This is a genomic window from Marinobacter sp. EhC06 (genome assembly GCF_001650915.1).
Taxonomy (GTDB): domain Bacteria; phylum Pseudomonadota; class Gammaproteobacteria; order Pseudomonadales; family Oleiphilaceae; genus Marinobacter.
On sequence record NZ_LXYO01000023.1, the window covers coordinates 1,038,659 to 1,056,739 of the forward strand.

15 protein-coding genes are annotated in these 18,081 nt (G+C 57.3%); 5 read left to right on the forward strand and 10 right to left on the reverse strand.

Going from position 1 to position 18,081, the window contains the following annotated elements:
• Positions 1 to 51: 51 nt before the first annotated feature.
• Together A8B84_RS14580 and A8B84_RS14585 are read right to left on the reverse strand one after the other, a co-directional pair.
• A complete protein-coding gene (locus tag A8B84_RS14580; RefSeq protein WP_064229847.1) occupies positions 52 to 3,141 on the reverse strand; it encodes an efflux RND transporter permease subunit in 3,090 nt (1,029 codons plus the stop codon).
• On the reverse strand, positions 3,141 to 4,241 hold the full coding sequence (locus A8B84_RS14585; protein WP_064229848.1) for an efflux RND transporter periplasmic adaptor subunit: 1,101 nt from the start codon (positions 4,239 to 4,241) through the stop codon (positions 3,141 to 3,143). Before A8B84_RS14585 ends, A8B84_RS14580 begins: the two co-directional genes overlap by 1 nt.
• Positions 4,242 to 4,467: 226 nt before the next feature.
• On the opposite strand from A8B84_RS14585, the gene A8B84_RS14590 reads away from it, so the two are divergent.
• Positions 4,468 to 4,974, forward strand: a complete 507-nt coding sequence (locus A8B84_RS14590) for a DnaJ domain-containing protein (RefSeq protein ID WP_064229849.1) — start codon at positions 4,468 to 4,470, stop codon at positions 4,972 to 4,974.
• 2 nt (positions 4,975 to 4,976) lie between these two features.
• Here A8B84_RS14590 and A8B84_RS14595 read toward each other — a convergent pair whose 3' ends face one another.
• A complete protein-coding gene (locus A8B84_RS14595) occupies positions 4,977 to 5,765 on the reverse strand; it encodes a secretin N-terminal domain-containing protein (protein WP_064229850.1) in 789 nt (262 codons plus the stop codon).
• 357 nt (positions 5,766 to 6,122) lie between these two features.
• On the opposite strand from A8B84_RS14595, the gene A8B84_RS14600 reads away from it, so the two are divergent.
• Positions 6,123 to 7,175 (forward strand): 3-deoxy-7-phosphoheptulonate synthase, encoded by a 1,053-nt coding sequence (locus A8B84_RS14600; protein WP_064229851.1) that lies wholly within the window; start codon positions 6,123 to 6,125, stop codon positions 7,173 to 7,175.
• Here the strand turns inward: A8B84_RS14600 and A8B84_RS14605 are convergent.
• On the reverse strand, positions 7,120 to 7,791 hold the full coding sequence (locus A8B84_RS14605; protein ID WP_064229852.1) for a LysE family translocator: 672 nt from the start codon (positions 7,789 to 7,791) through the stop codon (positions 7,120 to 7,122). The genes A8B84_RS14600 and A8B84_RS14605 overlap by 56 nt on opposite strands.
• A gap of 173 nt (positions 7,792 to 7,964) precedes the next feature.
• Here A8B84_RS14605 and A8B84_RS14610 point away from each other — a divergent pair, with 173 nt between their 5' ends.
• Positions 7,965 to 9,407 carry a dihydrolipoyl dehydrogenase gene (locus tag A8B84_RS14610; RefSeq protein ID WP_064229853.1) on the forward strand — a complete coding sequence of 481 codons (1,443 nt, stop codon included), beginning with the start codon at positions 7,965 to 7,967 and terminating at the stop codon, positions 9,405 to 9,407.
• A gap of 18 nt (positions 9,408 to 9,425) precedes the next feature.
• On the opposite strand, the gene A8B84_RS14615 is transcribed toward A8B84_RS14610, so the two are convergent.
• Positions 9,426 to 9,701 (reverse strand): DUF2061 domain-containing protein, encoded by a 276-nt coding sequence (locus A8B84_RS14615; protein ID WP_064229854.1) that lies wholly within the window; start codon positions 9,699 to 9,701, stop codon positions 9,426 to 9,428.
• A 229-nt stretch (positions 9,702 to 9,930) separates the two neighbouring features.
• Between A8B84_RS14615 and A8B84_RS14620 the strand changes: the two genes are divergently transcribed.
• Both A8B84_RS14620 and A8B84_RS14625 read left to right on the forward strand, forming a co-directional pair.
• Positions 9,931 to 10,404, forward strand: coding sequence for a Dps family protein (locus tag A8B84_RS14620; protein ID WP_064229855.1), 474 nt, complete (start codon positions 9,931 to 9,933; stop codon positions 10,402 to 10,404).
• A 161-nt stretch (positions 10,405 to 10,565) separates the two neighbouring features.
• Entirely contained in the window at positions 10,566 to 12,236 is a 1,671-nt protein-coding gene (locus A8B84_RS14625) for a choice-of-anchor I family protein (protein WP_064229856.1), read from the forward strand.
• Between the two features lie 64 nt (positions 12,237 to 12,300).
• Here the strand turns inward: A8B84_RS14625 and A8B84_RS14630 are convergent, their stop codons facing one another.
• The 5 genes from A8B84_RS14630 to A8B84_RS14650 all read right to left on the reverse strand — a co-directional run bounded on the left by A8B84_RS14630 (position 12,301) and on the right by A8B84_RS14650 (position 17,978).
• Complete coding sequence (locus tag A8B84_RS14630; protein ID WP_064229857.1) at positions 12,301 to 13,425, reverse strand: NAD(P)/FAD-dependent oxidoreductase; 1,125 nt, start codon at positions 13,423 to 13,425, stop codon at positions 12,301 to 12,303.
• Entirely contained in the window at positions 13,425 to 14,738 is a 1,314-nt protein-coding gene (locus tag A8B84_RS14635; protein ID WP_064229858.1) for an SAM-dependent methyltransferase, read from the reverse strand. The genes A8B84_RS14630 and A8B84_RS14635 overlap by 1 nt, the downstream gene beginning before the upstream one ends.
• Before the next feature lie 224 nt (positions 14,739 to 14,962).
• Complete coding sequence (locus A8B84_RS14640; RefSeq protein WP_064229859.1) at positions 14,963 to 16,258, reverse strand: TRAP transporter large permease; 1,296 nt, start codon at positions 16,256 to 16,258, stop codon at positions 14,963 to 14,965.
• Positions 16,255 to 16,800 (reverse strand): TRAP transporter small permease subunit, encoded by a 546-nt coding sequence (locus tag A8B84_RS14645; RefSeq protein WP_064229860.1) that lies wholly within the window; start codon positions 16,798 to 16,800, stop codon positions 16,255 to 16,257. Before A8B84_RS14645 ends, A8B84_RS14640 begins: the two co-directional genes overlap by 4 nt.
• A gap of 101 nt (positions 16,801 to 16,901) precedes the next feature.
• A complete protein-coding gene (locus A8B84_RS14650; protein WP_064229861.1) occupies positions 16,902 to 17,978 on the reverse strand; it encodes a TRAP transporter substrate-binding protein in 1,077 nt (358 codons plus the stop codon).
• Between the last annotated feature and the right edge of the window lie 103 nt (positions 17,979 to 18,081).

Genomic DNA, 18,081 nt, shown 5'->3' on the forward strand with positions numbered 1-18,081 from the left:
TAAAAAGCCCGGCGCACGTTGCCGTGGCCGGGCCTGATACCTCAGTCCGCCTCAGTGAGACGGAGCCGTCTTTTCTTCGAGTTCTGAGCCGTGGTCCTCTTTCTCTTCGCCAGAACCGTGGTGATCCCGGCCCAGCAGGATGTAGAACGCCGGCAACACAAAGATGGTGAACAAGGTACCAATACCCAGTCCGGCACTGATCGTCAGGCCGATGGCAAAGCGGCTTTCCGCGCCCGGGCCAATAGCAATCAGCAGCGGCACCATGGCAAAGATCAGAGCCAGTGATGTCATGATGATTGGCCGCAGGCGAATCGCCGCCGCCTCGATCACCGCATCCACCTTGTTAAGCCCGCGTTCCTTCTGTAACTGGTTGGCGAACTCGACGATCAGGATGCCGTTCTTGGACACCACCCCGATCAGCGTGATCAGGCCCACCTGGGTGTAGATATTCATGGTGGCGAAGCCGAGCACGATGAACGCCATTGCCCCGGCCACCGACATGGGCACCGACACCAGGATGATGAACGGATCCCGCCAGCTTTCGAACTGCGCTGCCAGAACCAGGTAGATCACCAGCAGCGAGAGGAAGAAGGTCACCATCAGAGCGCTTCCCTGGGTAGCCAGCTGGCGGCTCTGACCGGTGTAGTCGTAACTGAAGCCCTGAGGGAAAACCTCAGCCGCGGTCTGCTCCATGAAGTCCATGGCAGTACCGGCGGCCACGCCGGGCATCACCACACCCTGGAGTGTCAGGGAGTTCTGCTGGTTGAACTGGGTACGGTTGGACGGCTCAACATCTTGGCTGAAGCTGACGACGCTGCCCAGTGGCACCAGTTCGCCGTTATCCGCCCGAATGTAGTACTCATTAAGCGCCTGGGCGTCCAGCCGGAACTGCTGGTCAACCTGTGGAATCACCTGGTAGGAGCGGCCTTCCATGCTGAAACGATTGATGTAACCGCCCCCAAGCATGCTCGACAGGCTCTGGCCAACGTCCTGCATGGACAGGCCCAGGTCCGCCACCCGGTCCCGATCGACGTTGATGCGTGTGATCGGACGATCAAAGTTGATGGACTTCTGCAGGAACATGAAATTACCGCTGCCCATGGCTTTGCCCAGCAGTTCATCCGCAACCTGATCCAGCTGCTCATAGCTGCTGCCGGTGGTAATCACGAACTGGAACGGCAGACCACCGCCGGAGCCGGGCAGGGACGGTCGCGGGAACACTGCGGTTTGCAGACCGGTTACATTCTTGAGCTCGGAGTCCAGCTTTGGCTGGACTTCAAACTGACTGATCTCCCGCTCACTCCAGGGTGCCAGCTTAAAGCCACCGAATACCGCATTGGGGCCGGTAATACCGATGATCATGAAGTCCTCGTTGTAGCCCGGGACCGTAGACATCCGCTCCTGAATTTCATCGCCGTGCTCCAGCAGGTAATCCAGGGTCGAGGTCTGGGGGCCAAGCCCCTGATAGAACAGAATGCCCTGGTCTTCCGTGGGAGCCAGTTCGTTCTGACTCATGGAAACCATGAAGTAAATGGAGCCCAGCACCACCACGGCGAAGAAAACCACCACCGATTTGGTCTGCATCAGTGAGCTCAGGGCAGCCTTGTAGCTCGCCGCCAGGCCATTGAACGTTTTCTCAACCACCTGCTCGAATCTACCGGGGTTGCCATGGGGTTTCAGTACCTTGCCCGAAAGCATGGGGGAGAGCGTCAGGGCAACAATGCCGGAAATCACCACGGTGCCCGCAAGCGTGAACGCAAACTCGGTGAAGAGCGAGCCAACCAGCCCGCCCATGAAGCCGATAGGAGCGTATACCGCCACCAGGGTGGTGGTCATGGCAATGATGGGAACCGCCATCTCCCGGGCACCATTGATCGCGGCCTCAAAGCGGGATTCGCCTTCTTCGATATGCCGGTGAACGTTCTCCACCATGATGATGGCGTCATCCACCACGAGGCCGATGGCAAGCACCATGGATAGCAGGGTAAGCAGGTTCAGCGAGAAGCCGAACATCAGCATGATAAAGGCGCCGCCGATCAGTGACAGCGGCACCGCAACCGAGGGAACGATAGAGGCCCGAACCGAACCAAGGCACAGGAACACCACCACCAGAACGATAATCATGGCTTCCAGCAGTGTCTGGATAACCTCGTTGATGGAATCTTCGATAAAGTCCGATGCGTCGTACGCCAGGCGCACATCCAGTCCGGACGGAAGCTGGCTTTCGATATCGGGCAGCTCGTCCTTCACCAGGCCTGCGACCGTCAACGGGTTGGCGCCTGGAGCCAGTTCAATGGCGACATAGGTGGCCGGCTGGCCTTTATAGAGAGCCAACTGATCGTAGGTTTCTGAGCCCAGCTCAACACGGGCGATATCCTGCAGGCGGATCTGGGTGCCATCGGATTGCTTGACCACCAGGTTGCGGAACGCGTCCGGATCAGCCACATCGGTGTCGCTGGTCATGCTGATTTCGGTATAGGTGCCCTTGGTGTTGCCGACGGCAGCCTGGTAGTTGTTGGCGCGAAGCTTTGCGACCACTTCCTGAGGCGTCATATCCACCGCCGCCAGACGTTCCGGATCCAGCCACACCCGCAGAGCGAATTTCCGGCCCAGCAGTTCCGCCTTGCCGACACCGGAGAGCGCCTGCAGCCGGGGCTGGACCACGCGGGTCAGATAATCGGTGATCTGAGGCACCGCCAGTTCGTTACTGTAGAAAGCGATGTACATCAGGGCCGTTGAGTCACCGGTCGTGGAGGTGATCACCGGGTCCTGGGCTTCGGCTGGCAGCACGTTTCGCTGGCTCGCCACCTTGGCCTGAATTTCTGCCAGGGCCGCGTTGGCGTCGTAGTTCAGCACCATCTTTGCTTCGATGGTGGAGGTGCCCTGGGAACTGGTGGACGTCAGATAGTCGATGCCACTGGCTTCGGCAATTGCCTGCTGCAGCGGCGTGGTAATGAAGCCCTTGATCAGGTCGGAACTGGCACCGGGATAGGCCGTCGTGACGGTCACGGTGGTGCTTTCGAGTTCCGGGTACTGCCGGATTTCCATTTCCATGGCCGCCCGGGCACCCAGAAGCAGAATCAGCAGACTGACCACCGTCGCCAGTACGGGACGGTGGATAAATATGTCAGTGAAGCGCATTACTCAGATGCCCCCTGCTTCTGGTCTTCTTCCTGGATGGCCACCTGCTGGCCTGCGCGCAGGCGCAGCAAGCCCTTCTCGACGACGGTTTCGCCGGCTTCCAGGCCGGACAGAACGGCAACACGGGTATTGCGGGTTTCACCGGTGGTCACCGTGCGACGGTTAACGACCAGATTGCCATCTTCATTCTCTTCAACCACAAACACAAAATCGCCGTAGGTGTTGTAAGAGATGGCGGTGCGCGGGACGGTCACAACCTCGTTGTCCTCAGGCTGCTGGGTCAGAACGGTCGCAAACATGCCCGGGCGCAACAGGTTGTCCGGGTTGGAGAGTGTGGCCCGGATTCTGACAGTCCGTGTTTCCGGGTTAACCGAGGTGTTGATGGCGCTGACAGATCCCTCAAAATCCTGCTCCGGAACGGCGGCGACAGTGGCTACTACCGGATAGCTTGTCTTCACGTTCGGCAGGTTTTTCTCGGAAAGGGTATAGTCGACATAGATCGGATCCAGCATGTTGATCTCGACAATCGGGGTGCCGGTGGCAATATACTCGCCCTGGTCGACCATCCGGATACCCAGCGTGCCATCAAAGGGCGCTCGAATGATTTTCTTGCTCAGTTGGGCCTCGGCTTCATTCACCCTTGCGCGGGCCGCGTCGAAATTGGCCTTGGCTTCATCGTACTGGGACTGGGATACTGCGCGCTTGGGGAGCAGGTCGGACACCCGCTTGAACTCCTGCTCGGCCAGTTGCGCCTCGGCGCGGCGTGTGCGCAGAGCTGCTTCATCAATGGCTGCATCAATCCGGATCAATACGTCGCCACGTTTTACCACGTCACCGGATTCGAAATTGATGGTCTCAATGACGCCCGGAACTTCATTGGCCACCTGGATGCCGTTGATGGCTTCAACACTGCCGACAGCCTTGATGGCTGGCGTCCAGGCTTCGTTCTTGGCCTCAATCGCGGAAATCTGGGCCGGTGGCTGAGGCTGGGACATCTGCTCTTGCATCTGGCCAAACTGGTAGAACTTGTAGCCGAAGATGCCTCCGAGCACTACGCCTAGAAAAATAATGACGATTAAAAAGCGGGAAGCAGTGCGCATGGTTCGGGTCCTGAGGATCTGTGTCAGATTTTGGGAAGCATAGCATCCTACAAAATCAGGGTCGCTATTGTCACCGGGTTGTAAGTATTTCTATCTAGACTCCGGGCTTGCCGGATTTGACAAACATCATGGCTGTTTCGTGGCGGGCGGCTTTCCGCGCAGGGCACTGGTAATGTAACAGGTGTCGGTGACAGAATTACGACGGTATTCAGGGTGAGGATCAACCATGCAGTGGATTCTGGGGCTCGCGTTGGCAGCCGCCGTGTTTGTAATTCTGAAACAGTGGGGCGCATTGTCCGCCGAAAAGAAAAAGGCGGCCACCTGGAAGGTGGTCCTGGTGATTGGTGGCGCCTTGCTGGTATTCATGGTGCTGACCGGGCGCGTCCATGTCCTTACGGCGGCGGTGGCGGCCGTGATTCCCCTGTTGCGCAAGCTGCCAGCCTTGCTGAAATTTGCCCCGGCCATCAACCGGTTCATGGGATCAAAGCAGCAGGGAGAAGGGCAGGCGCAGGCGAACCGCCAATACGGTCCGGGCACGGATCTCACGGGCCAGATGTCAGAGCGCGAGGCCTGCGATATCCTCGGTGTGAAAGCCGGCTGCACCGAAGAGGAAATCGTAATGGCTCATCGCCGGCTCATGCAGAAGCTTCACCCGGACCGGGGCGGAAATGATTACCTGGCAGCCAAACTGAATGAAGCCAAGCAGATTCTCCTGGGCAAGCGAAACGCCTGAGGTCAGGGCAGAATGTCTACTCGTACTTCAAAGCTGCGGTTTTCAGAGCGGCTGCTGTTCACCTGGTAGGTGATGCCACTGCGCTCCTGGCTGGAACGGGTTGCTGTGCTGCCCAGGGACACCCACTGTCCTGGTTCAACCCGACGAATGGTCACCACCGCCTCCGTTTCATAACCGTCCAGGTTTGCCGGCTCCTCCTCGAACGAGACAATGCTCAGTTCTACCGCCTGATCGGAAATCACCTGGGGGCTGACCAGGAACCCGCTGCGGGTTTCGACCTGTTGCAGGAAGGCCGCCGGGTTCCGACCCCCGCGAACGGCGACAGGAATTGTCCGGATCTGGCCCGAAGTAATATGCGCCGACTGGCCATCCTGCATGACCAGTGTGCGTTCCTGGGCGCTGCCGGTACTGGTAACGCGGCGTTCCCCTGAGATTTCGGCCTGGCCTCCGGAAGCGGAAATGCCGGCACCGGACCGTTTGCCGCCGCTATCTGTTCTGGAGCGAACGGTGATTCGCAGTTGTACCGGCGCCACGTCCAGCGTCTCGACAAGCCTTCCGATTTCGTCCAGCAAGTCTGGTTCTCCGCGCACCACCAATTGTTGGCCCCGGGCAGTTACGGTCACCGGCGAGCCCTGGTAAAGCTCGCGAATCTGCACGGCCACGTCTTCCCCGGGCCGGTTTTCAAGCTGATAGGCACGTGACTCCGCCTGGGCCAGGGCGGAGTAGGAAAACAGCCCGAGCAGAAGCGTCAATGCGAGCATCAGCGGGTATCGTCGGAGGAAAACAGTCATTGATTGCTCCCAACCATTCAGCCGTAAATGAAAAAACTCCGGCGTACGGGTTGCCAAGTTGAAAACCGGGGGTATATATTGAAAAGCATGAAGACGACACACGCGACCTGTCAATTGAATGTTTTGCAAGCTTTCGGCACCAAGCCGGCGGCTGCGGTCGCTGCTGTGTTTTTCTGGTGGTTTGGTTATGGCTTTTATTTTAGCCAGAGCCGGGGCCGCCCATAGGATCTTCATCGAACGAATAACGAGGAAGGCAGCCCGGCAGAAAACCCAGGCTGCCACCGGACTCAAGAAGCCCCGACTGGTAGCCCAGCCGGGGCTTTTTTGATTCTGACGCAGGGAAACGGGAACACTGACATGAACATGCCCTTGAACACTGAACTGACCCAACAGGATGCGGAATCTCCAGTCCGGCACCGACAGGAAGTGGTTCTGCCAACGCCAGCGGAGCTCAAGCTTCAGATGCCGGCCAGCGACTCTGTCGTAAGTCAGGTCGATAACCAAAGGCAGGCAATACGGGAAATTCTGCACGGCAGCGACACCAGAACCCTGATCGTGATGGGCCCCTGTTCCATTCACGATGAGGTGGCTGCCCTTGAATACGGGGAGAAGCTGAAGGCGCTGGCGGATGAGGTCAGCGACCGCTTCCTGATCGTTATGCGGGCGTATCTGGAGAAACCCCGGACCACCGTCGGCTGGAAAGGGCTGCTGTACGACCCGGAGCGCACCGGAGCAGGCGATCTGAATGAGGGGCTGCGCCGTTCCCGTCGCCTGCTGTTGAATCTGGCGGCCATGGGGCTGCCGCTGGCCACCGAAGCCCTGAGCCCGTTCGCCATGGATTACCTGGGTGATCTGGTGAGCTGGACTGCCATCGGTGCCCGAACCACCGAGTCGCAGGTTCACCGCGAAATGGTCAGTGGACTGCCCATGCCCACCGGCTTCAAGAACGGTACGGATGGCGGCATTGCGGTGGCAACCAATGCGATGAAGTCAGCTTCCCATCCTCATCACCACCTGGGGGTGTCTGCGACCGGCGCGCCGGTCATGATTACCACCCGCGGGAACCCTGATACCCACCTGGTTTTGCGCGGTGGCCGCGGTATTACCAACTACGATGCAGTAAGTATTGAACAGGCCGTCGGCGCACTGGGGAATGCCGGCTTGTCCACCGCGGTGATGGTGGACTGCAGCCACGATAATGCCTGCAAGCAGGCTGAGCGACAGCTAGATATCGCCCGGGAAGTGATGGCCCAGCGCCGTGCCGGTAACCACCATATCCGTGGTCTGATGCTGGAAAGCTTCCTGGAGCCGGGCCGGCAGGACGACGGCGAAGACCTGCGCTACGGCTGTTCGATTACCGATCCGTGTCTGGGATGGGCCCAGACGGAGGCTCTGATCCGCTCACTGTAGACAGTAGCAGCTGGCCGGCAAGCAACAGCAGAACGCCTCCCATCAGCCGGTCCAGCCAGTGGCCAAACCGGTTAAATCCCCGGCGGACCCTGGGCAGGGTAAAGAACATGGCAACCATGGCAAACCAGAGCCCGGTGGCCAGGGCCATGTAAATGCCGTAGCCGGCCTGGAGTGCGATGGGCGTACCGGGGCTGATCACAACAGAGAACAGGGAAACAAAAAACAGCGTTGCCTTGGGATTCAGAGCATTGGTCAGGAAACCCAGTCGCAGGGCTGAAAGACCGGATTGCCCACCTGTCGGGTTCTGTTCCACATGAACGCCACCGGCCCGGGCCCGCAGACACTGCAACGCAATCCAGGCAAGGTAGAGGGCCCCCAGCACCTTGAGAACATTGAACAGCATGATCGATTGCTGGATCAGCAGGCCAATCCCCAGCAGGGAGTAACAGACATGCACCAGAATTCCCCCGCCGATACCGATTGCGGTCAGCAGCGCGTTTCTGCGGCTCTGGCAGAGCGCCTGTCTGAGCATTACCGCGAAATCCGGCCCGGGACTTGCCACTGCCAGCAAGTGGACAAGGGCCACCGTCAGAAATTCCGGCCAGTAACTCTGCATACTGCCAACTCCTCTCCTGCGCCTGCCGCGGTCTGAAAAGTATGACAGCATAGGCCGAATCCATGCTTTTTTCACGGTGTGGGTGAAACTTGCCATGGCTTCTATACTGAGATCACACCCTTCGAACCTTCCTTGTTCCCCACTGCCGGGAATGCCTGCCAGGAGACCTTTGTATGGAAAAGCGAGCCGTAGACGTTGCCATTATCGGAGCAGGTACCGCCGGTATGGTCGCATATCAGCGTGTGCGCAAAGCGACCGACAAGGTTGTGTTGATCGAAGGCGACCAGTACGGAACCACCTGCGCCAGAGTCGGGTGTATGCCCAGCAAGCTGTTGATAGCGGCCGCTGACAACGCCCACCAGATGCAGCTTGGCGACCTTTTTGGCGTCTCTGCCGGTGCCACCCGGATCGATGGCAGGCGGGTTATGGAGCGGGTGCGAACCGAACGGGACCGGTTTGTTTCTTCCGTCATTGATTCGGTTGAGAAATTTCCGGAAGCACATCGTCTGAAAGGCCACGCCAGGTTTGTCGGCCCGAATCGTTTGGTGGTGGGCGGCAATCTCGAGGTACAGGCCGCGCGTATCATCATCGCTACCGGTTCCCGGCCCAATATCCCAGGCTTTCTGAATGAAGCCGGGGACCGGCTGGTAGTAAACGACGATATTTTCGAATGGCAGGATCTTCCGGATTCGGTTGCGGTATTCGGTCCGGGCGTGATTGGTCTGGAGCTGGGGCAGGCGCTGAGCAGGTTGGGTGTTCGGGTCCGGATGTTCGGCGTCGGCGGGGCGGTCGGCCCGATCCAGGATGACGCCATTCGCGACTATGCGCTGAAAACATTCAACGACGAATTTCCGCTGGATCCGGATTCGGACGTAAAGAACGTTGAGCGGGTTAATGACGGTGTCGCCATAACTTTCGTGGATGGGAATGCTGGTGAAAAGACGGAAACCTTCGATTACCTGCTAGCGGCAACCGGGCGTCGGCCCAACGTCGACGGGCTGGATATCCAGAATGCCGAGATCCAACTGGATGAAAAGGGCATGCCCCTGTTTGATCCCCATACCCTGCGTTGTGGCCATAGCCACATATTTATCGCCGGCGATGCCAATAACAGTCTGCCACTGTTGCACGAGGCAGCCGACGAGGGCCGGATAGCTGGCGACAACGCGGCTTCTTACCCGGATGTGCGAACCGGACTTCGCCGGACGCCGTTGGCGGTGGTTTTCACCGATCCGCAGATTGCGACGGTCGGGCTGACGATTCACCAGGTGGGCGAGCGTTGTCGCGGTTGCTTTGCCGTCGGAGAGGTGTCCTTCGAGGATCAGGGGCGCAGTCGGGTGATCGGCAAAAACCGGGGGCTACTGAGGGTTTACGGTGAGCATGGTAGTGGGCTCTTTATGGGAGCCGAGATGTTTGGCCCTGCCGCAGAGCACATCGCCCATCTGCTTGCATGGTCTGCCCAGCGAAGACTGACCGTCACTGAAATGCTGGAAATGCCGTTTTATCATCCGGTCATCGAGGAAGGTTTGAGAACCGCACTGAAAGACCTCAACCGCAATCTCAGTATCGGCCCGGCGCCAGAAGAAGGCTGCACCGACTGTGGGCCGGGTATCTGAGCCGGCCCTTGATCGGGATCAACAGGTTTGGGGCTGACTCTGGGATATCGTTCCTTCTGGAGCTCTTGCGTTCCGCTGGCGGCGGGCCCAGATCTTTTCATGGAAGAAATAGGCAACGGTATTAATGGCCGGTTCCACCATGGCAATCAGGCTTCCGATGAGGATGTCACCTGTGAGCAGGTAAGCCACGGTAAAGGCGACGGTAAAGTGGGTAAGGGCGAACGTCACCGTCTTGATCAGCGACTGGTCGCCATTCGTGCCATGGTTGTGTACGAACAGTTTTAAAGCGCTCATGGTTCTCTCCGGTGACGTTTGAGCATGTTTCCATTACACGCCGGTTGAGAATGATTTTTAAATGAATTGTATTGAGGATTTCGATAGTCCCGAGCTATCTTTTTAGGGGTTTTTATAGTGTTATGCAGCGTCGCTATCACCGAGATTAGCAAACTAAACTTCCCAGCGTCCGGCCAGCGGGCGTATCTTAAAGTTTATCCTGTTCACATAACTGCCAAGGAGACGCGTTATGGGTAAGAATTTTATTGGTCTAGATACCGAGAAAACGGCAAAACTTGCAGATTCTCTGAATGATCTGCTGTCCAACTATCAGATCTTTTACATGAATGTTCGTGGATACCACTGGAACATCAAGGGCGACAACTTCTTCGAGCTCCACGTCAAATTTGAAGAGCTGTACGACGATCTTCTACTAAAGATTGACGAGATCGCAGAGCGGGTACTGACGCTTGGCCATCGCCCGGCTCACGCCTACAGCACCTACATAGAGCGATCTGAAGTTCCGGAGCGCAAAGATGTTTCCGACGGCAAGGAAGCGATGGAGAACATCGTGGAAAGTTTTGCCAAACTGATCGGCAAACAGCGCACATTGCTTAGCCTGGCCGGAGAGGCGGAAGACGAGGGCACCGTTGCCCTGATGAGCGACTATATCTCGCAGCAGGAAAAGACTGTCTGGATGTACCGCAGTTATCTCGGTCACTGAGTTCAGCGAACTGAATGAATGGCGACCTTCGGGTCGCCATTTTTTTGTCATTTTCATCAATTGGTAATCGTAGTGACTCGAAACTGACGCCGAAATGTCACGCCTTTGACCTAGCGTGTGTAGGGATTCTCTACATCAAGCTATTCCAGAGGCGCAATGTCATGTTTCGAAAGACCCTGCTTTCCGCAACCATACTTTCTTCCCTGTTGGGCCTGAGTGCCTGTACCGATGACGGTGACGATGGCGCTGATGGTGCCAATGGCACCAGTAAATCGCTGATCGAACTCAACGTTTTGGGCACCTACCAGGCTCCGGGTGATGTGTTCGACGTGGGCGCTGCCGAGATTGTTGCCCACGACCCGGCCAACCAGCGTCTGTTCGTGGTTAATGCCGGTGCATCGACGGTGGATGTACTGGATATTCAGGATCCCTCCCAGCCGGTTCTTTTGCAGACCATTGATGCGACCGCCGAGGGCGCCTCTGCAAACAGTGTTGCTGTTTACGGAGATCTGGTTGCTGTGGCTATCGAGGCAGACATCAAGCAGGACAACGGCAAGGTGGTTTTCTACAACACCACAGATCTCGGCAAAGTCGGAGAGGTCACGGTTGGCGCTCTGCCGGACATGGTGACCTTTACCCGAGACGGCATGAAAGTGCTGGTAGCGAACGAAGGTGAGCCCAGCGACGACTACACCAATGATCCGGTCGGATCCGTCAGCATTATTGATCTGTCGGCGGGCGTCGCCGGGGCCACAGTAACCACGGCAGGATTCGAGGACTTCAATGCCGATGAGGCAGCCCTGAAAGCGAGCGGGGTGCGGGTATTTGGTCCGGGCGCAACTGTCGCCCAGGACATGGAGCCGGAATACATTGCCGTCTCTCTGGATAACAAGACGGCCTGGGTCGCCCTGCAGGAAGCCAACGCCGTTGCCGAGCTGGACATTGAAGCCGGCGTGATCAATGCGATCCTGCCCCTGGGTTTCAAGGACCACAGCGTTATTGGCAATGAGCTGGACGCCAGCAATCGGGACAGCGGTATCAACATCCGGAACTGGCCGGTAAAAGGCATGTATATGCCGGATGCGATCACCAGCTATGGCTACAACGGCAAGACCTATTACATCACCGCCAACGAAGGCGATTCCCGGGATTATGACGGCTTCTCCGAAGAGTACCGGCTTGAAGATCTGACCCTTGATGCCACGGCCTTCCCAAACGCGGCCGATCTTCAGCTGGAGGAGAACCTTGGCCGTATCAACGTGACTTCAACCATGGGTGTCAGCAATGGATGTGACCCCAGTGACCCGGCGACAGATGCAGAAGTCGACTGCGAATACAGCGAAATCTACACCTATGGCGCGCGGTCTTTCTCCATCTGGTCCGCCGATGGCAAGCGGGTCTTCGACAGCGGCAGCGAATTCGAACGTATCACCGCCAGTCTGCTGCCAGACAACTTCAACGCTACCAACGATGAGAATAATTTCGACAACCGATCCGATGACAAGGGCCCGGAGCCTGAGGCGGTGACCGTTGGCGCAATCAACGGCCAGACCTTCGCGTTTATCGGTCTTGAACGGATTGGCGGGATCATGGTCTATGACGTGACCAACCCCCAGAATCCGGAATTTGTTCAATACCTGAATAACCGCGATTTCTCGGTGTCCGATGCAGATCTTCAGGCCGGAATGGCGGGTGATCTTGGACCGGAGGGCATTGCCTTTATCGCCGCAGAAGACAGCCCCAATGGGCAGCCCTTGCTGGCAGTGGGTAATGAAATCAGCGGAACCACCACCCTGTACGGTATTGACGTGATTGAACTGACTGCGAACTGAGTTCAGGGCCTGAACGAAACCCGGGAGTATCGTTATCGGTGCGCCCGGGTTTTTGTTTTCCGCCTCAGACAGCGACTTTCAACGGCGGCACTTCCTGATGGAGGAACCACTTCTCAGTCACCACTTTTCTGGTAAACCAGTGCGAGCGCATCAGGCTGCTGGCCAGTGGCATCTTGACCCAGTCCGGAACCTGCCAGCCCTGATCCGTGTCCGCTGCGCGGTTGCCAAAGCGTTCGGCAATGGCATCGCCGTAGACCTGCAATGAAGACGCTGAATAATCCGGCGCGTTCCGTATCACATCCGCCGCAAGCAGCGCCGATTCGATTGCTGGCCGGATGCCTTCACCGCTCTGGGTGTAGGCCAGGCCGGCGGAATCGCCGATCAGCAGAATGCCGTCGTCCACCAAAGGCCGCTCTGCATGGGCATAAAGCAGATAGGCGTGGCCCTTGAAGCGCCCCGGCAGGTCCTCCGGGATGCGTCCGGTGGACTTCATATCATCGACAAACGCCTGGAGATGACCGGTCAGCTTGTGGTTGTCCTCCCGGCCCAGGCCGATATTCAGGTAATTGCCTTTGCGAAAGACCCAGGCATAGCCCTTGAGATCGCGACAGAACCAGAGCTCCGGGGTATCGCCTCGGGCTTCGCAAGCCGAGGCCTGCTCCGGTGTCATTTCAAACTCTACCTCTTTGGCGGCGACGACGGTCTCATGGCCACCCGGACCGTCGCCAAGTAACCGTGCAACCGGGCAGAAATGGCCACCGGCGCCGACCACCAGGGGTGCTTCCCAGGTGCCGTTGATCACCCAGTTGCCGTCTCTTCGGACGATGGATTTCACCGGCGTGGCAAGCTGCTTGGGGCTGTTTACGCGGCCGAGCAGATAATCGTCGAACTCACACCGGCGGATGCCATAACTGACCACCTCGCCGTGATCGTTTTCAACGGCCTGCTGGCCCATCATGCCGATGCGGAAACGACGAATGGGCTGAATTGTTCGTCCTTTTCCGTACTCCTCGGGGTTAATGTTAAGGGTTTCCATAACGGCAGGGGTCACCCAGCCGGCACAGGTCTTGTCCCGTGGGAAATCCTGCTTGTCGATGATCAATACTTTTTTGCCGCTGTTCTCAAGAGCGCTGGCCAGGGTGGAGCCGGCTGGGCCGGCACCGACGATGATCAGGTCGTAATAGTCCATCAGGCCTCCTCGGGTGCGGCAGGAAAGTTGTAGAGATCCTGTCTGTTCTGGGGCAGCTTGTTGTTATCGCCGTGACTGAAGACCACCTGGAACAGCTGCAGGGAGCCGGCCCTGAAGGCGGCGATGGATCCGGCCAGATACATGCGCCAGGCCCGGGTGAAGTGGCCATCGTACATGGCGGTTACCTTGTCTTCGTTCTCGTTGAAGCGCTCCATCCAGTGGCTCAGGGTCTGGGCGTAATGCAGGCGTAGATTCTCGACATCCAGCACCGAGAAATCACCGTGCTCGCAAATCTGCATGAATTCGCCGATGCTCGGTGGGTAGGCGCCGGGGAAGATGCGTTTCTCGATCCAGGCATTCATCAGCATCGGGCGATTACGGCCAATGCTGTGCAGAAGCGCGATGCCGTCGGGTTTCAGGCTCCGCTTGATGAGCTCGGCCAGGGCTTCGTAGTTTTCCTTGCCCACGTGTTCCAGCATGCCGATGGAGACAAAGGCATCATACTGTCCGCTGATATTGCGGTAGTCGTCTTCGACGTATTCCACCAGATGATCCAGCCCCTGTTTGCGGGACTCTTCCCTGGCATAGGCCAACTGTTCCCTGGAGATGTTGTAGGAGTGCACCCTGACGCCGTAGTTGCGGGCCATGTAGCGGGCCAGCCCGCCCCAGCCACAACCGGCTTCGACCACGGTCATGCCGGGTTTGAGCCGAAGCTTGCGACAGACGTGTTCCAACTTTGCCAGCTGGGCTTGTTCCAGGGACAGGTCCGGGCTCTCATAATAGGCGCAGGTGTACTGCATTTCTGCGCTGTCCAGCCAGAGTTGGTAAAACTCGTTGCCCAGGTCGTAATGGTGGTGAATGTTTTCCTTGGCCTCGGAGATACCGGTTGAGCGGGGATTGTGATTTCGCCACAGGGCTTCCAGCCATTTCGGCCATTTCTGGCGCGCCCGATGAACTGAGCGGTAGAGGGTTTCCATCAGGTCAGGCAGGTCGCCTTCTACCTCCAGGCGACCGGCGCTGTAGAGATCGCCGAACGCCAGGTTGGGATTGGTTACCAGTGCGTATAGGGCTTTGGGGTCGGTCAGGTGCAGAGTGAACTGTGCGTGTTGGCCCTCCGGTTCGATGACATCGCCGTTCCAGAGCCGGAAGCGGAGAGGAGGTGATCCCGCCATACGCATGAGCTTGGCAATCAGCCAGCGCTCATAAGTGTGCGGTGACCGATCAACGTGTGTGCTTTCCAGTGGCAGCGTCAGAACGTGGCTTTTGGATTCTTGCCCGTTGTCACGGGGTTTCTGGGCAGTGCTCTGGTTCATGGACTCCGCTCTCCCTTGATAACCTCAACATCAATGTTTTTGTCGACGTATTTACGTCAGGGTTCCCGAATACCAGTCTGAGAATCGCCGGTTGTCCGTTCAGTATAGAAAAGGCTGAGATTTTGTCAGGTTGAGCAAGAATAGAAGAGAGTTATCGGAAGGATAGCGACGCACAAAATAGAAGGGTAAAAAAAATACCGGGCCCTGAGGCCCGGTATTTTTGGTCAGTATGAAGAGCTCATACCAAACCATTCCGGGAAAATCACAATCAGTGCCAGCACAAACATCTGTATCAGGATGAATGGCAGGACACCCTTGTAGATATCCGTTGTTCGCACCTGGGGTGGTGCGACCCCCTTCAGATAGAACAACGAGAACCCGAATGGTGGTGTAAGGAAGCTGGTTTGCAGGTTCATCGCGATCAGGATGGCGAACCAGAGCATGTTGATGCCCATGGCTTCTGCCACTGGCGCAAGGATCGGCACGATGATGAAGGAGATTTCAACGAAGTCGATGAAGAAACCCAGCACCAGGATGACCACCATGGCCAGAATGATAAAGCCCCACTTTTCACCGGGCAGCTGGAGCAGCCACTCTTCCAGCAGGTAGTCGCCGCCGGTGTAGCTGAACACCATGGAGAATGCGGTGGCACCGATCAGGATTGCGAAGACCATGGCGGTCACCTTCACGGTGTCCTTGGACGCATCCCACACCATTTTGAAAGAAAACTGCCGGTAGATAATCGCCAGAACCACAGCGCCAACGCCACCGAGGGCGGATGACTCGGTTGGCGTGGCAATGCCGGTGAAAATCGAGCCCAGAACCACCACAATCAATGCCAGCGGCGGAATGATCGCCAACAGCGCATTGAAGATTTCCTTCTTGCGGGATACGCCTGGCTCATCCGGCATGGCCGGAGCAGTTTCAGGCTTCAGTCTGGTCAGAACCAGGATATACACGATATATAGTCCGACCAGCACGATGCCGGGCCAGACCGCGGCCTTGAACAGATCCCCGACCGGAAGGCCAAGCACGTCACCCAGGATGATGAGGATGATTGAGGGCGGTACGATCTGGCCAAGAGTACCGGAGGCACAGATAGTCCCGGTGGCCAGCCGCTTGTCATACTTGTGGGCCAGCATCACAGGCAGCGAGATCAGGCCCATGGCCACCACACTGGCGCCCACGACCCCGGTAGAAGCTGCCAGAAGGGCACCAACCAGAATCGTCGAAATGGCCAGGCCGCCAGGCAGGCCGCCAAACAGCCGCCCCATGGAGGTCAGCAGCTGCTCTGCCAACCGGGTGCGCTGAAGCACCACGCCCATGAAAATAAACAGAGGCACAGCCATCAGAACGGTATTTTGCATCACGCTCATGATGCGATAGGGCATGAAGGCAAAGAGGTCCATGCCCTCGGCGAATATTCCGAAAAACAGTGCAACGCCACCGAAGGTGAATGCTACGGGGAAGCCCAGCATCAGCATCAGCAGGGCGACACCGAACATAATCATACCGATCATGCGAGGCCTCCTGCGCTGTGCTCACCTTCGTATTCTTTCTCTCCCGACATAACCCGTATCGCATAGGTGACCATATTCAGGCCAGCAATGCCGATGAAGACTGCACTGATAGGGATGACAGACTTGATAATCCAGCGGTGGGGCAGACCGCCGGGATCGCCACTGCCTTCACCCATGTTGTAGGAGTCCAGGGCAAAATCGTAGCCATATATGCCGATCAGGTAGGCAAAGGGAATAACAAAAATAATTGCACCCACCAGGTTTACCCAGGCCTTGGCCTTGTTGCTCCACTTGGTGTAGAAAACGTCGACCCGAACATGACCATCCGTGCGCAATGCGTAGGGTATACCCAGCAGGAACACCACCGAATATAGGTGCCACTCCATTTCCTGCATGCCGATTGAAACGTTATTGAAGGCGTAGCGGGCTACGACGTCGTAAAAGACGTTGGCTGCCATCAGTATCATCGCGACACAGGCAACCCAGCCACAGAATGTGGACAGGCGCGAGAGCCCCTCGTCCAGTTTGATAATCCACCGCATTGATGATCCCCCGCCAGGAGAGCTGGCGCTTTTTCAGTTGCTATAAACGACAAAACCGGGATCACTCGTAGAGCGATCCCGGCTCCGTTTCAGCCTATATCTTACTCGACTTCGGCCATGGTGTTGAGGTAAGCGCGCTCGGAAATGTTGGTGTAAGCGCGGCTCTGCTCAAGATAGTTCTGCTGGGACTCGATGATCTTGGCAGCCATGTCGCTTTCAGCAGCTGCTTCTTTCAGCAGCTTGTTGTTGGCGGCATACATCGCGTCGAAAATGTCATCCGGGAACTGCTTGATCTGGACATTCGGGTATTCTTCACGAATGTTGGCCCAGGCTTCGGCGTTGGCGTGCTGGGAATGAACCAACATGTCGTAGGAAGCGGTACGCATTGCAACACGCATGATTTCCTGCAGGTCCGCCGGCAGCTTCTCCCATACCCGCTTGTTGATCAGGAACTGGAGCTCGGTGGCCGGCTCATGCCAACCGGTGTAGTAATAGTCGGCAATCTGCTGGAAACCGAGACGCAGGTCCAGAGCTGGGCCTACCCACTCAACCGCATCGATGGTGTTGCGCTCAAGTGCGGTATAGAGCTCACCCGGAGCGATGTTGGTGGGGTTTACGCCAACTTCAGCAAACACTTCACCAGCAAAGCCGGGGATGCGCATTTTCAGACCTTCCAGGTCTTCCAGGGAGTTGATTTCCTTGCGGAACCAGCCACCCATCTGCACGCCGGTGTTACCGCCCGGGAAGGACAGCATGTTGTGGGGCTCATAGACTTCCTGCATCAGTTCCATGCCGCCGCCGTGGTAGAACCAGGCGTACTGTTCCATGGCGTTCATGCCAAACGGCATGCTGGTGAAGAACAGGGTCTCGGGAACCTTGCCTTTCCAGTAGTAGGATGCGGAGTGGCCCATGTCGTACTGACCAGCCTTGACCATATCAAACACACCCAGCGGGGCTTTGTGTTTGTTGGCGGAGTCGATGCGGACTTTGAGTCGTCCGTCAGACATTTTCTCTACGGTTTCGGCAAAGCGCTTGGTGGTATCACCGAAAATCGGGAAGTTTGGCCCCCAGGTTTCTGCAAGGCGGAGTGTAAAGGTGTCTTGGGCGAGCGCCTGTGTGGAGGCAAAGGTTGTTGCCACAGCCAGCACAGCCGCGGAAAGAACAGAACGGATCTTCATTGCTCTTCTATCCTCTTATCTTTTTTGTGGGTCGAGGGTCCCCCTTTTGGGGAAAAACCACTCTTGATGCTAGTTCACGTTAGCAATTATCGTTAACAAACGA